The sequence below is a fragment of the Actinomycetospora lutea genome, from assembly GCF_028737205.1.
Lineage (GTDB): Bacteria > Actinomycetota > Actinomycetes > Mycobacteriales > Pseudonocardiaceae > Actinomycetospora > Actinomycetospora lutea.
On sequence record NZ_JAQZAL010000041.1, the window covers coordinates 1 to 14,077 of the forward strand.

11 protein-coding genes and 1 pseudogene are annotated in these 14,077 nt (G+C 76.0%); 5 read left to right on the plus strand and 7 right to left on the minus strand.

Features of this window, described 5'->3' with window-relative positions:
* Positions 1–69 precede the first annotated feature (69 nt).
* The 5 genes from PHK61_RS28920 to PHK61_RS28940 all read right to left on the minus strand — a co-directional run bounded on the left by PHK61_RS28920 (position 70) and on the right by PHK61_RS28940 (position 6,257).
* The gene (locus tag PHK61_RS28920) at positions 70–1,296 is read right to left on the minus strand and encodes a hypothetical protein (RefSeq protein WP_274284494.1); all 1,227 of its coding nucleotides are present in this window, start codon (positions 1,294–1,296) and stop codon (positions 70–72) included.
* 13 nt (positions 1,297–1,309) lie between these two features.
* Positions 1,310–2,275, minus strand: coding sequence for a DUF389 domain-containing protein (locus PHK61_RS28925; protein WP_274284495.1), 966 nt, complete (start codon positions 2,273–2,275; stop codon positions 1,310–1,312).
* A 1-nt stretch (position 2,276) separates the two neighbouring features.
* Positions 2,277–4,088 (minus strand): aspartate--tRNA ligase, encoded by a 1,812-nt coding sequence (gene aspS / locus PHK61_RS28930; RefSeq protein WP_274284496.1) that lies wholly within the window; start codon positions 4,086–4,088, stop codon positions 2,277–2,279.
* Positions 4,089–4,216: 128 nt separating this feature from the next.
* Positions 4,217–4,627 (minus strand): TIGR03618 family F420-dependent PPOX class oxidoreductase, encoded by a 411-nt coding sequence (locus PHK61_RS28935; RefSeq protein ID WP_274284497.1) that lies wholly within the window; start codon positions 4,625–4,627, stop codon positions 4,217–4,219.
* Positions 4,628–4,664: 37 nt separating this feature from the next.
* Positions 4,665–6,257: an Rv2578c family radical SAM protein gene (locus tag PHK61_RS28940; protein WP_274284498.1), complete on the minus strand. Its 1,593-nt coding sequence runs from the start codon at positions 6,255–6,257 to the stop codon at positions 4,665–4,667.
* Between the two features lie 61 nt (positions 6,258–6,318).
* Between PHK61_RS28940 and PHK61_RS28945 the strand changes: the two genes are divergently transcribed.
* The 3 genes and pseudogenes from PHK61_RS28945 to PHK61_RS28955 all read left to right on the plus strand — a co-directional run bounded on the left by PHK61_RS28945 (position 6,319) and on the right by PHK61_RS28955 (position 8,610).
* The gene (locus PHK61_RS28945; RefSeq protein WP_274284499.1) at positions 6,319–7,167 is read left to right on the plus strand and encodes an SCO6745 family protein; all 849 of its coding nucleotides are present in this window, start codon (positions 6,319–6,321) and stop codon (positions 7,165–7,167) included.
* A gap of 73 nt (positions 7,168–7,240) precedes the next feature.
* A pseudogene (locus tag PHK61_RS28950) lies at positions 7,241–7,705 on the plus strand (acyl-CoA dehydrogenase family protein); the annotation flags it as partial.
* 92 nt (positions 7,706–7,797) lie between these two features.
* Positions 7,798–8,610 carry an acyl-CoA dehydrogenase family protein gene (locus tag PHK61_RS28955; protein WP_274284500.1) on the plus strand — a complete coding sequence of 271 codons (813 nt, stop codon included), beginning with the start codon at positions 7,798–7,800 and terminating at the stop codon, positions 8,608–8,610.
* 37 nt (positions 8,611–8,647) lie between these two features.
* Here the strand turns inward: PHK61_RS28955 and PHK61_RS28960 are convergent, their stop codons facing one another.
* Positions 8,648–9,679 (minus strand): alcohol dehydrogenase catalytic domain-containing protein, encoded by a 1,032-nt coding sequence (locus tag PHK61_RS28960; RefSeq protein ID WP_274284501.1) that lies wholly within the window; start codon positions 9,677–9,679, stop codon positions 8,648–8,650.
* 243 nt (positions 9,680–9,922) lie between these two features.
* Between PHK61_RS28960 and PHK61_RS28965 the strand changes: the two genes are divergently transcribed.
* Positions 9,923–11,257, plus strand: coding sequence for a YibE/F family protein (locus PHK61_RS28965; RefSeq protein ID WP_274284529.1), 1,335 nt, complete (start codon positions 9,923–9,925; stop codon positions 11,255–11,257).
* Entirely contained in the window at positions 11,254–12,765 is a 1,512-nt protein-coding gene (locus tag PHK61_RS28970) for a hypothetical protein (protein WP_274284502.1), read from the plus strand. The genes PHK61_RS28965 and PHK61_RS28970 overlap by 4 nt, the downstream gene beginning before the upstream one ends.
* 272 nt (positions 12,766–13,037) lie before the next feature.
* Here PHK61_RS28970 and PHK61_RS28975 read toward each other — a convergent pair whose 3' ends face one another.
* On the minus strand, positions 13,038–14,018 hold the full coding sequence (locus PHK61_RS28975; protein ID WP_274284503.1) for a hypothetical protein: 981 nt from the start codon (positions 14,016–14,018) through the stop codon (positions 13,038–13,040).
* Between the last annotated feature and the right edge of the window lie 59 nt (positions 14,019–14,077).

Sequence of the window (14,077 nt, forward strand, 5' to 3'; positions counted from 1 at the left end):
CAGACGCCGACCGCCAGACGCCGACCGCCAGACGCCGACCGCCAGACGCCGACCGACGGACGCAGACCGTCAGACGAAGGCGGGGTACGGCGGGAGCGCGACGTCGCCCCCGTGGCGCCCCAGCGCGCCGACCGTCGACGCCGCGAGCTCCGCGGTCGCGACCCGCCCCGCACGCTCGGCGTCGACGCCCAGGCGCCGCCACAGGGCCGTGAGCACCGCCGGGGCGTCGTGGCCCGGGTCGGCGACCACGACGTGCGGGCGGCGCTCGGACTCCTCCGCACCCACGACGCCGGGCAGCAGCGCCCGCGTCGCGAGCCACACCCACAGCACCTCGGCCTGCAGCAGGCGGTCGCGCAGGACCTCGGGGTCGGCCAGGTCGGCCCACACGGGCGTCAGCTCGGCCTGCCACGCGGCCACCATCGCCTCGGCCATCCCGGACGGCTGGGCGTGCGCGGGCCCCCCGCTGGGCAGCGGCAGGCGCAGCGACGCCCCGGTGAGGGCGACGTCGCGGAAGCACGCCCACTCGAAGTCGAGGAACCGCGAGCCGCTGCCGGTGACGAGGCAGTTGTCCGGCCGGATCTCGGCGGGGCTGAACGCCCGGTGCCCCGAGCCCCCGAGCAGGCGGGCGGCCCCGCGCGCCTCGTCGACCGCCGCGGGCGCGGCCTCGACGCGCAGGAGCTCGGCCAGCTGGTCGGGCACCTCGGCCAGCGCGGCACGGGCGTCGTCGGCCAGCGGGTCGCGCCAGGTGCGCTCGCCGAAGCGCCGCAGCAGGGCCCCGAAGTCGTCCTCGCGGCCCGCCGTGGACGCCTGCATCCGCCCGAGCGCGCGGGCCCAGCCGAGCAGCGCGCGCTCCGCGGCCTTCGCGTCGCTCTCCTCGAGACGGTCGGCCAGCGTCGCGCAGCGCCCGAGGTCCTCGAGCACGAGCAGGCGCTGCGTCGGGTCCTGCGCCACGAGCATCGGGCTCGCACGCTCCTCGGAGGGCATCGCCGTCAGCAGCTGGCACGACGCCGCCTCGTAGCTGAACCGCACGGCGCTGCCGGGCTCGTCGAGGTAGTGCTTGACGACGAGCGTGCGGGGCAGCGAGAAGGGGTTCTCGGCGACCCGCACCCGCACCACGAGCGAGCGCTCGCTGCCGCCGAGATCGACCGCGTCGGCGAGCCGCACCGTGGCGCCGTGGCGCCGGGTGAGCAGGTCCCCTGCCAGCGCGACCAGCTTCGCCGTGCGGTCGGCGGAGCCGCCAGCGCCACCCGCCCGACCGTCCGTGGTGTCCGCGTCGTCCGTCGTGAGGGAAGCCATCAGCCGGTGAACTCTACCCGCCCGCACTCCGCGCCGGGAGGGATTCGGGCACCCCGCGCCGTCGCCGGGACGTCCGGACGAGCAGCAGGACGATCACTCCGGCGAGCACGATGCCGACCACGTTGACGACCAGCTGCAGCAGCGAGCTCGCGGCCCGCGGCCAGTCGGCGAGGACGGCGGCGACCGCGGCGAAGCCGGCCGCGGGCACGGTGGTGACCGAGATGAACACGCCGACCAGCACCCCTGATCCCTCGCCCGCGATGAGCGCGACCATGCCGGCGATGCCGGCCAGCAGGGCGATGACCAGCGAGAACGCGCCGACCTGGTAGACGAACTCCACCCCGGAGAGGTTGATCAGGGTGTCGTCGGGGATGAGCTCGACCCCGTCGGCGACGGCCGCGGCGAGTGCGGTGACGACGAGCGCGATGGCGAACCCCGCGGCGAGCGCGAGCCCCGCCGTGCGGGCCAGCAGCCCGTCCCGGCGCACCACCGCGACCGCGAGCGCGGCCAGCGGACCGAACTCCGGTCCGAGGACCATGGCGCCGACGACCGTGACCGGCGAGTTGGTGACGACGCCGATCGCGCCCAGCAGGCACGCGATGGTCAGCATGACGACGAACGTCACCGACAGCCGCGCCTGCTGGCCGGTCCGGGCGAGCAGCTCGTCCCACACCACGGCGTCGACGCCCTCGCCGGGCGTGGCCTCCTCGGCCCGGTCCGCGGCCGCCGAGACGACGGTGTCGAGCGTCTCGAGCACCATGCCGCCGCGGTCCGCGCAGCCGAGATCGCGGAGGGCGTCGAGCACCTCGTCGACGGCCTCGCGGGCGATGTCGGCCTCCACCACGTCGCCCGGCGGGTCCACCGCCGCGCCGCGCAGCCGCACGACGTGCACCGCCCCCGACTCGTCGTGCAGGACCGCGAGGACACGGTCGACCAGGCCGTGCGCGGCGTCCGGGCAGAGCACCCGCAGGCGGTTCACCTCACTGCACCGGTCGCTCCGGCGGCTTGACCGGTGCAGCGGGCTTCGCCGGCGCATCGACCCCCGCCTCCTTGCGCTGGAGCGCCGTGATGGGCGCCGGCGCGGCCGTCAGCGGGTCGTAGCCGGCGCCGGTCTTCGGGAAGGCGATGACCTCGCGGATCGAGTCGACACCGGCCAGCAGGGCGCAGATGCGGTCCCAGCCGAACGCGATGCCGCCGTGCGGCGGGGGCCCGTAGGCGAAGGCGTCGAGCAGGAAGCCGAACTTCTCCTCCTGCTGCTCCGGGCTCAGACCCATGAGCGCGAACACCCGCTGCTGGACGTCCTTGCGGTGGATACGGATGGACCCCCCGCCGATCTCGTTGCCGTTGCAGACGAGGTCGTAGGCGTGCGCCAGCGCGTGCTCGGGGTCCTGCTCGAAGGAGTCGATCCAGTCCGGGTTGGGCGAGGTGAAGGCGTGGTGCACCGCGGTCCACTGGCCCGAGCCCACGGCCACGTCGTCGGTGCTGCCGGCCGCCTCGAACAGCGGCGCGTCCACGACCCACACGAACGACCAGGAGCCCTCCGGGATGAGGTCGAGGCGCCGGGCGATCTCCCCGCGGGTCGCGCCGAGCAGGGCACGGCCCTCCGCGGGCGTCCCCGCGCCGAAGAAGATGCAGTCGCCCGGGGAGGCGCCGGCCGCCTTGGCGAGGCCCTCGCGCTCGGCCTCGCTGATGTTCTTGGCGACCGGGCCGCTCAGCGTGCCGTCCTCGCCGACGAGGACGTAGGCGAGACCCTTCGCGCCACGCTGCTTGGCCCAGTCCTGCCAGCCGTCGAGGGTGCGGCGCGGCTGGGAGGCCCCGCCCGGCATGACGACCGCGCCGACGTAGGGCGCCTGGAACACGCGGAAGGGCGTGTCGGCGAAGTACTCGGTGAGCTCGGTAAGCTCGATGTCGAAGCGCAGGTCGGGCTTGTCCGAGCCGTAGCGGGCCATCGCCTCGAGGTAGGGGATGCGCGGGATCGGGGTGGGGATCTCGTAGTCGCCGAGCTCGGACCACAGCGCGGCGACGACCGCCTCGCCGAGCGCGATGACGTCGTCCTGGTCGACGAAGCTGGCCTCGATGTCGAGCTGGGTGAACTCGGGCTGGCGGTCGGCGCGGAAGTCCTCGTCGCGGTAGCAGCGCGCGATCTGGAAGTAGCGCTCGAGCCCGGACACCATGAGCAGCTGCTTGAACAGCTGCGGCGACTGCGGCAGCGCGTACCAGCTGCCGGGCCTGAGCCGGGCCGGCACGAGGAAGTCCCGCGCACCCTCGGGCGTCGACCGGGTCAGGGTCGGCGTCTCGATCTCGAGGAAGTCGCGGTCGGTCAGCACGTCGCGGGCGATCTTGTTGGCCCGGCTGCGCAGCCGGATCGCCGAGGCCGGGCCCTCGCGGCGCAGGTCGAGGTACCGGTAGCGGAAGCGGGCGTCCTCGCCGACACCCCCTGACTCGGAGCCGTGCTCGTCGAGCTGGAAGGGCAGCGGCGCCGACTCGGCGAGCACCGTGAGCGCCGTGGCGCTGACCTCCACCGCACCGGTGGCGAGATCGGCGTTCTCGCTGCCCGCGGGACGCTGCTCGACAAAGCCGGTGATCTGCACGCAGAACTCCGACCGCAGCCGGTGCGACTCCGCGGCCACGTCGCCGAGGCGGAACACCACCTGCACGACCCCGGACGCGTCGCGCAGGTCGATGAACACCACGCCGCCGTGATCGCGCCGGCGGGCCACCCATCCGGCGAGGGTGACGGTGGCGCCGACGTGCTCGGCGCGCAGCGTGCCGGCGGAGTGCGTGCGCATCATCTGGGGTGGTGCTCCTGGATCAGGTCGACGGAGGTCGTCACGAGGTTATCGACGCCCGCATCCCCGATGCCCGCGCACCCGTCGCGACTCCCCCGGCGCTGCTCCCCCGGCCCCGCTCCCCCGGTGCGTCAGCCGCTGCGGTCCGGGCCCGCCCGGTCGAGGTGCACGCGCAGCAGGACGCGGCGCTCGCGGCGCATGGCCTCGTCGAAGTCGTCCCAGTCGGGATGCTCGCCGGAGACCTGCCGGTACAGGTCGCGGAGCCCGGCCAGGGCCTCCGGGAGGTCGACGATCTCCACAGCACCCTCCACCTGCACCCAGCGCCCGAAGAAACCGTCGGGCAGGACACAGAGCCACGCCCGGGCCTCGCGGCGCAGGTTCCTCGTCTTGAGCGCGGTCTCGCGGGTGCTGACGACGGCCGCGCCGTCGCCGTCGATGCCCACCACCACCGGGGAGAGCTGCGGGTCGCCGTCGCTGCGCCGGGTGGCCAGCACGGCGCGGTGCTGTTCGCGCAGCACCTGCCGCGCGTCGTCCAGGTCCATGGGCGCAGGCTAGGGGCCCGGCCTCACCACGCCCACCTCACAACAGGGAAAGCTGTTCGGGCGGGGCGGTGACCACGGCCTCGGGGACCTCGGGGGGCGGCGGGACCGCCCCGTCGGGCCAGCCGCCCTTGCCCTCGAGGCCGTCCCGGCGCTCGCCGTACCCCTGCCGGCCGCCCATCGCGTGCCCGCCGCCGGTGAGCCCGTGGCGCTCGAGCATCGGCCCCACGCGGGCGGCCAGGTCGCGCCGGTAGGCGGCGTCGACGTAGGCGCCGCGGCGGTAGAGCGCGGCGTAGCGCTCGATCAGCCCGGGGTGCTCGCGCGCGAGCCAGGCGTGGAACCACTCCCGCGTGCCGGGCCGCAGGTGCAGCGCGAGCACGCTCGCCCCGTTCGCGCCGGCGTCGGCGATCTCGCCGAGCAGGGCGTCGAGGGCCTCGTCGGTGTCGGTGAGCCCGGGCAGCACCGGGGCCACGAACACCCCGCACGGCAGCCCGGCGTCGCGGATGCGGCGCACGAGGTCGAGTCGGGCGCGGGGCGTGGGCGTGCCGGGCTCGACGCGGCGGTGCAGCGCGGGGTCGAGCAGCGCCAGCGAGACCCCGACGCCGACCGGGACGTCGCGCGCGGCGGCCGTCAGCTCGGGGAGGTCGCGGGCGAGCAGCGTGCCCTTGGTGAGGATCGAGAACGGCGTCCCCGACCCGCCCAGCGCGCGGATGATGCCGGGCATGAGCGCGTAGCGGCCCTCGGCGCGCTGGTAGGGGTCGGTGTTGGTGCCCATCGCGACGTGCTCGCGGGTCCAGCGCGGCGCGCGGAGCTCGCGGGCGAGCACCTCGGGCGCGTTGAGCTTCACGACCACCTGGCGGTCGAAGTCGTCGCCCGCGTCCAGGTCGAGGTAGGTGTGGGTGTTGCGGGCGAAGCAGTTGTGGCTGATGACGCCGTCGGCCACGAAGTCGCCGGTGCCCGTCGTCAGGTCGGCGAGCAGGTGCTCGCCCGGGAGCTCCTCGACCGCCGTGACGGCCCGCCCGCCCGGGACGTCGCCGGGCGGGCCGGGCGCCACCGGCGGCGCGCCCGGGCGCCGGAACGCCTCGTCGGCCAGCGCCTCGGCACCGACCAGCGCGTCGCCCACCCGCAGGTGCGGCCGCTCGGCACCCTCGCAGCCCTCGGGCCGCACGTGCACCCAGCCCCGCGGGGTGAGGAACCGGTGGTCGGCGCTCGCCACCAGCGTGGTGCCGTCCAGCAGGCGCACCCGCCAGGCCGGCTTCGTCGTGGTCCAGGCGTTGTGCACGGGCGTCGGGACGAGGCTGCGGACGCCGCCGCGCATCGCCGTACCGACCACCAGGTCGCCCACCCGCACGTCGGCGAGCCGCACGCTCGTGCCGTCGACCATGAGCACCGGCGTGTCCGGCGCCAGGCAGTAGGTGCAGGCGTGGCTGCACCCCCGGTAGGGGTTGACCGTCCAGGAGAACGGCATCGGCGACGCCCCCGGCACCCGGTTGAGCACCGAGCGCGCACGGACCTCGTGGAACGTGATGCCGGCGAACTCCGGCGTGCGGACGCTGCGGACCAGCCCCTTGAGCGCGGGCATGCCCGGCAGCTCCTCGGGTCCCCCGGCGACCTTCTGCGCTTCCCACCGCACCCGTCCATTCGAACACGTGTTCGATGTCGGGGCAACCGCTGCCCGGTCCACCATCCTCGCCGTGGACGACGCCCGCCGCCTGTGGACCCTGTTCGAGCCCCTGCACGCCGTCACGTACTTCGCGCCCGAGGCCCGCGACGCCGCCGACGCCGCGGGTCTGCGGGGCTTCTGGATGGGCTACGTGGCCCAGCGCGCCGCCCCGCTCGGCGCGGTGGGCCCGGACGCCGTCTGGGCGTGCTTCCACGGCTTCCACCGCGACCGGATCACGCGCGCCCTGCCCGACGCCTGGGGGTTCGCCGATCCCGCGGCCTGTCTCGCGGCCCGCCTCGACGGCGTCGACCGGGCACTGCGCCGCCTGCTCGCCGACGTCCCCGGTGGCCCCGAGGGGCCGCACGTCGCCGAGGCCGCGACCCTCGCCGGCGCCGCCGCGGACGCCGCCGACACGGCCGGGCGCGTCCTCGCGGCCGCCAACCAGGCGCTCCCGCGGCCCGCGGAGGCCCACCTGGCGCTCTGGCAGGCCACGACGACCCTGCGCGAGCACCGGGGCGACGGCCACGCCGCGGTGCTCGTCGCCCACGGGATCGGCCCGGTGTCCGCCCACCGGCTCAAGACCGCCGCGGGCGAGTCCGACGGGCTGCAGACGTCCCGCCGGCTCGGCGACGAGGTGTGGGCGTCGGCCGGCGAGGGCCTGCTCGCCCGCGGCTGGCTCGACACCCACGGCGGCCTCACCGACGCCGGCCGCGACGCCCGCGAGGCCGTCGAGCGCGACACCGACCGCGCCGCCGCCGGGCCCTGGCGCGCGCTCGGGGGCACCGGCACCGACCGGCTCGCCGAGCTCCTCGCGCCGCTGGTGGACGCCGTGGCCGGCGCCATCCCGTTCCCGAACCCGATCGGCCTGCCGCGGCCCTGAGGACCGAGGACTCCGACTGGTTTCGGTACCGCCGGTACGCGGTACCAGGCATGCACACCAGAACGGAGTATCGATGAGCGCCTTCACCCTCGAGCTGACGCCGGCCCACCACGAGCTGGTGCGGCGCACGCACGCGTTCGCGCAGGACGTGGTCCGGCCGGCCGCCGCGCACCACGACGCGGTCGAGGAGTGCCCCTGGGAGATCGTCGACCGGGCCGCGCAGGAGGGCTTCTACAACGCGCTCTTCTACGCCGATCTGATCGCCGACCCGACCGGGCTCTCGCTCCCGCTCTTCCTCGAGGAGATGTTCTGGGGCTGCGCCGGGATCGGGCTGACCGTCGTCCTGCCCGCGCTGGCCCTCTCGGCGCTCAACCAGGCCGGCACGCCGGAGCAGGTCGCGCGCTGGGCGCCCGAGATGTTCGGCGAGCCCGGCGACATCAAGCTCGCGGCGCTCGCGGTGTCCGAGCCGCAGGGCGGCAGCGACGTCGCCAACCTGCAGACCCGCGCCCGCAAGGACGGCGACGAGTGGGTGCTCGACGGCGACAAGATCTGGATCGGCAACGGCGGCATCGCCGACGTGACGATCGTGAACGCCGTCGTCGACCGTCGCTGGGGACGAAGGGCCAGGCGATGTTCGTCGTCGGCAAGGACACCCCGGGCATGGAGCAGGTCCGTCGTCTGCGCAAGCACGGCCACCGGGCGTCGCACACCGCGGAGCTGTCGTTCCGGGGCTGCCGCATCCCCGCCGAGAACCTCCTCGGCGACGAGGACAAGCTCGAGCACAAGCTGGAGAAGGCCCGGCGCGGCGAGGGGAAGCCCGCGGCGCTGGGCACCTTCGAGCAGACCCGGCCGATGGTCGCGGCGATGGCGCTCGGCGTCGCGCGGGCGAGCTTCGAGTACGCGTGCGACCACGCGCGGCGCCGCGAGGCGTTCGGCGGGCCGATCATCGACAACCAGGGGGTGTCGTTCCCGCTGGCGGACCTCGCCGCCGACATCGACGCCGCCCGGCTCCTGTGCTGGCGCGCGTCGTGGATGGCGGCCAACGGCGTGCCGTTCCGGATGGGCGAGGGCTCGATGTCCAAGCTCAAGGCGTCCGAGGTCGCCGTGCGCGCCGCCGAGCAGGCCGTCCAGACCTGCGGGGGCTGGGGCTACGTCGACGACCTCCCGGTCGAGAAGTGGTACCGCGACGCCAAGCTCTACACGATCTTCGAGGGCACCAGCGAGATCCAGCGCCTGGTCATCGGCCGCACGCTCGGCGACCCCGAGGCCACCGCGACCCCGCTGCACCACCACCTGCCCGGCGACCACGGGGGCCTCCGCCGGAAGTTCGGGCACGGCTCGCTGGCCCGCGCCCGCGCCGGCGAGACGTTCCTGCGCCTGGCGAAGAAGGCGCCCGACTCCGTCCTGCGCCTCGGCGGTCGCCTCGCGGCCCCGGGCGCCTGACGGGGTGCCGGCCCGGAGGCCACCCCCGCGTCCGACGTCAGGAGGTCCGCCTGCTCGGCTCGATCACCACGATCTCGCCGGGCACCGGTGGCGCGGCCAGTGCCGCCGGGGCCTCGTCGAGCGCGATGCGGCGGGTCACCAGGCGGGCCACGTCCAGCCGCCCGTCGGCGACGAGGGCGGTGAGACGCGGGTAGTCGGCCGCGGCCATGCCGTGGCTGCCGAGCAGCGCGAGCTCGCGGGCGATGACGTCGGGCACCGGGACCGCCGGCTCGGTCGCCAGCAGCCCGACCTGCACCAGCGTCCCCTGCGTGCGCAGCGCGCGGATCCCGAGCGCCAGCGAGTCGGCCCGGCCCGCCGCCTCGACCGCGACCCGCGGGCCGCCGTCCCCGACGGCCTCGCGCACGCCCTCGGGCCCGAGCGCCGGGTCGAGCGCCGCCACGGCGCCCAGCTCGAGGGCCCGCCGCCGCGCCGCCGGCGCCGGGTCCACCACGACGGCCTCGGCCCCCAGCGCCCGCGCGACGAGCACCGCGGCGAGGCCCACCCCGCCCGCCCCCAGGACCAGGAGGCGGTCGCCGGACCGCACGCCGCCACGGTCGACGACGGCGCGGTACGCGGTCGCCACCCGGCACCCGAGCAGGGCCGCGGCCCCGGCGTCGAGGGCGTCGGGCACCGCGACGAGGTTGGTGTCGGCGTGGCGCAGCGCCACGAGCTCGGCGAACGACCCGTCGTGGGTGAACCCGGGCTGCTCCTGGTCGGGGCAGACCTGCGCCTGCCCGGCGGCGCAGGCCGCGCAGCGCCCGCAGCCCTGGACGAACGGGGTGAGGACGCGGTCGCCGACCCGGGCCCGCCGCACCTCGTCGCCGACCGCCACGACGCGTCCGACGAGCTCGTGACCGGGTACGACGGGCGCCACGACCCCGGCATCGTGACCCCGCCAGGCGAAGCGGTCGCTCGCGCAGAGCCCGGTCGCCTCGACGGCCACGACGACGCCGTCCGGGGCGGGCACCGGGTCGGGGCGCTCCACCACGGTCGGCTCGACCCCGAACTCCTCGATCAGCACCGCGCGCACGCGACGAGTCTCCCCCGGCGTCCGGTGCGGACGGGTCCCGGCGATGATGGCCCGGTGACGTCCTCCCGGCCGCCGTCGCGCCGCCCGCGCGCCGGGACGACCGCGGACGTGACCGACGACGCCCCCACCGGGCCGATCGGCGCGCCGTCGCCGACGGCGGAAGCCCGCGATCGACCCCGCGGCCGGCCGGCCGGCGGACGTCCCGACGTCCGACGTCAGCGTGGCCCCCATCGGCGCGCTGAGATGGATGCGGACACATCCCGTGCCTCGTCCGGCGCCCGCCGACGGCGCGCGGCCACGCCCGCCGCGAGCGGCCACGGGCACGGCCACGGACACGGGCACGGCGGCGGGGATCTCGACGGCCCCTCGGGGCGGCGGGTCCGGATGCTGCTCGCGGCCCTGCTCGTGCCGTGCGCGCTGGCGGTGCTCGTCGGGCTCGTGGTGCTCGCGCCGTCGCCGGGCGAGTACGCGCAGGTCGGCGCGCGGGCCGCGACGGGCCAGGGCGCGCCGGGGCTGGGGTCGCAGACCCCCGTCGACGCCGAGGTGATCCGCGCCGCCGCCGAGTCCGACTGCACCGACCCGAACCTGCCCTCCCCCGGGCCCGGCGAAGGCTGCGTCGCCGTGACGCTGCGGCTCGGCGAGGGCCCGGCCGCCGGCAGCACGATCCTCAGCCTCGCGCCGACCACCCCGGGCTCGCCGCGCTTCGCCGTCGGCGACCCGGTGGTGCTGGGCTGGGCGGGCGGCGACCCCGCCGACCCCCTGACCTACACGATCGTCGACTTCCAGCGCGGGTCGCCGCTGCTGGTGCTCGGCGCCGCGTTCGCGCTGGCGGTCCTGCTGCTGGGCCGCTGGCAGGGCCTCGCCGCCCTGGTCGCCCTCGGCGTGACGCTCGGCGTGCTCGCCCTGTTCGTCCTGCCCGCGCTGGCCACGGGGTCGCCGCCGGTCCCCGTCGCGCTGACCGCGGCCGGGCTCATCGTCGGCGTCGTCCTCCCGCTGACCCACGGGGTCTCGGCGCGCACGGCGACCGCGGCGCTGGGGACGTTGGCGAGCCTCGGGCTGATCGGGGTGCTCGCGGTGCTCTTCGCGGCCACCTCGCGGCTGACCGGGCTGGGCGAGGAGGCCTCCGAGCTCGCCGGGGTGCTCGGGCCCGGGCTGGACCTGCGCGGACTGCTGCTCGCGGGCGTCATCATCGGCGCGCTCGGCGTGCTCGACGACGTCACCGTCACCCAGACCAGCGCCGTCTGGGAGCTGCACCGCGCTGACCCGGCCACGCGGCTCGTCGACCTCTATGGTGCCGCCATGCGCGTCGGTCGTGATCACGTCGCCTCGGCGGTGAACACCCTCGTGCTCGCCTACGCCGGGGCGGCACTGCCCCTGCTGCTGCTGTTCGCGCTGGCGGGGCGGGGTCTCGGCGACCTGCTGACGGCCGAGGACGTGGCGCAGGAGGTCGTGCGGACCCTGGTCGGCAGCATCGGACTGGTCGCCTCGGTCCCGCTGACCACGTTCCTCGCCGCCGTCGTCGTCCGCGCCGTCCGCAGCAGCACCGTGAGCACCGAGTCCCGGGGTGAGCACGCATGAGCCGACCCGCCCTCCCGCGCGCCGTCGAGAGCCCGCCGAGCGGTGTCCTCGACACCGCCCGCGCGCTGGTCGTCGCCTCGACCCGCACAGCGGTCGAGCTGACGCTGCACGGCCCGGCGATCGTGCGCGGCATCGCCGACATCGCCACGCAGGGCGCCCGCAGCACCGCCGACCTCAGCCCGCTCGTCGCCGACGCCCTGCGCGCGGTGCCGCGCCTGGTCTCGATGCTCGAGCAGCTGCTCCCCGTCGCGTCCGGCCTGCAGCACACCCTCGACGAGCTGGCGCCCGACCTCACGCGGCTGTCCTACGCCACCGACGCCCTCGACCGCCTCGCCGGCGCCGTCGACGACCTGCACGCCCTGGCCCGCGCGGTGCCCACCCTCGAGCGGATCGCCGGCGCCGCGCCCGCGCTGGACCGGCTCGCCGAGGCCGCGCCCTCGCTGGCCCGCCTCGGCGACGCGGTCGACGACCTGCACGCCCTGGCCGGCGCCGTGCCAGCCCTCGAGGCCATCGCCGGTGCCGCGCCCGACATCCACGCGCTCACCGAGGCGGTGCCCGCGCTGCAGCAGATCGGCGAGGCCCGCGGCGACATCGCCGCCCTGGCCGAGGCCGTGCCCGCCCTGCAGCAGATCGGCGAGGCCCGCGGCGACATCGCCGCCCTGGCCGGCGCCGTGCCCGCGCTGCACGCGATCGCGGGGGCCGCCCCCGACATCCACGCGCTCAGCGAGGCCGTGCCGGCCCTGCAGCGCATCGGCGAGGCCCGCGAGGACATCGCCGCCCTCGCCTCCGCCGTCCCCGCGCTCCGCCAACTCGGGGCGGCGGCGCCGGTGCTGGAGCAGCTCGCGGACGCGGCACCGGCGCTCCAGCAGCTCGGCGCGGCCGTCCCGCACCTCGAGGAGCTCGCGGGCGCCGTACCGACCCTGCAGCGGATCGCGAGCGCCGTCGACGACCTGGGCACGCTCGCCGGCGCGACCGGCGACCTGCGCACCCTCGCCGGCGCGACCGGCTCCGTCGCCCGGATCGCGCACGGCGTGCCCACGGTGGGTCGCCTCGCCGACGCCGTGCCCACCGTCGCCGCCCTCGCCGACGCCGTGCCGACGATCGCCCGGCTGGCCGAGGCGGTGCCGACGATCGCCGCGCTGGCCGAGGCCACCGGCGACCTGCACGCCCTCGCCGGCGCCGCCCCGTCGCTGCAGCAGATCGCGGGCGCCGTGGACGAGGTGCGCACGCTCAGCGGCGCGGTCGAGCACGTCGAGACCCTCGCCCGTCACGCGGACTCGACCTTCCCCGAGGTGCCCGCGCGCCTCAGCACGCTCGACACCTCGCTGACGACCGCCGCCGGCGAGCTGCAGAAGGTCAGCCCGGACCTGCGCACCCTCGCCGGGCGGATCGACAACCTCGACGAGCAGATCAAGGTCCTCGCCGACGCGCTCGCCCCGCTGCAGGGCACCACCGAACGCCTGGGCCGCGTCGTCGACCGCCTGCCCGGGCGGAAGAAGGGCGAGTAACACCGGCACCCTGACGAAGATCAGCAGGCCGAAAGGCACCTCGCGGGGCACCTCGAAGGTGTCTTTCCGCCTCCTGATCTCCGCGCGGTCGCCGGGTGCTGTGCAGCGAACGTCACCCTCGCTGCTCCCGACGCAGCGAGGGTGACGTTCGCCCGTCGCCTCGCGCGCCGGGTGCCCGCCGGCCCGTGCAACGAACGACGCCCTCGCTGCCCGGGGAGCAGCGAGGGCGTCGTCCGCTCGTCACGGGTGCGGCCGCGACGACCGTTCAGCGTCTACGAGCACTGCGGCGGCTCGTGGCCCCCGTTGTCGGGCTGCTGCTCGCCACCGTTGTCGGGCTGCTCGTGACCACCGTTGTCGGGCTGCTCGTGGCCCTCGTTGCCGTTCTGCTCGTGGCCGCCCTGCTCGTGGCCGCCCTGCTCGTGGCCGCCCTGCTCGTCGCCCTCGTTCTCGTGACCGCCGCTCGGCACCGTCGGCACCGTCGGCACCGTCGGCACCGTCGGCACCGTCGGCTCCTCGCACGGGTCGGTGCCCGGGATCTCGGGCTCCACGAGCTCGAAGTCGTAGGTCGTGCTCGGCGTGCTGACGAGGTCGACGCCCGCGTCGAGGCCGGGGTTGCTGGTGCCCTGGTTGATGATCAGGGCGGTGACTTCGATGTCGGGCTGGGCGGTGACGAAAGCCGCGAGCGGCTTCGTCGCGTTGCACCGCCGCTCGCTCTCCTCGATCACACCTGGGATCGCGCGCGTGGAGCACCAATTGCCCGCGCCGGCCTGGTAGCGGTTCCACTGGTCCGGCGCCGAGGATGCGGTCGGGTTGTAGACCGGCTCATAGGTCAGCGTCGAGAAGCCGACAGCGGGATCGGCAGGATCGAAATCGATCTCGAGCTGCATGCTTGGGAATTGGATCGGGTTGCCGGCAGCCCCCTGGTAGGCCCAGTACGCCGAGGACGTCCATTCGGCGAGCGACGTCCCCGCGTCCTCGGTCGTGCGGATCGCTGCCTTGTCCGTCTCGCCCGGCGTCTGCAGACGTAGTGCCGCCTCACCACCACCCACGGGTGCGGGCGGCTCGAACGCGTCCGACACCTCGGACGTGCCGCTCTCGGCAGTCCGCGCGAACGGCGCCAGGTCCGGCAGGACGTAGGTCGTCCCGACGACGGGGGCGGGCACCGGCAGTAGCGGGTCCGCATTGCCCGACCCGACCGCGGCGGCGGCGCCGCCGCCCACGATCAGCGCTCCCGCAGCGGCCAGTGCCGCCATCCCCCGCCGTCCGAGCTTCGTCCTGTGCTGACCCATGCGTGTGGTGTCCCTTCCGCCCC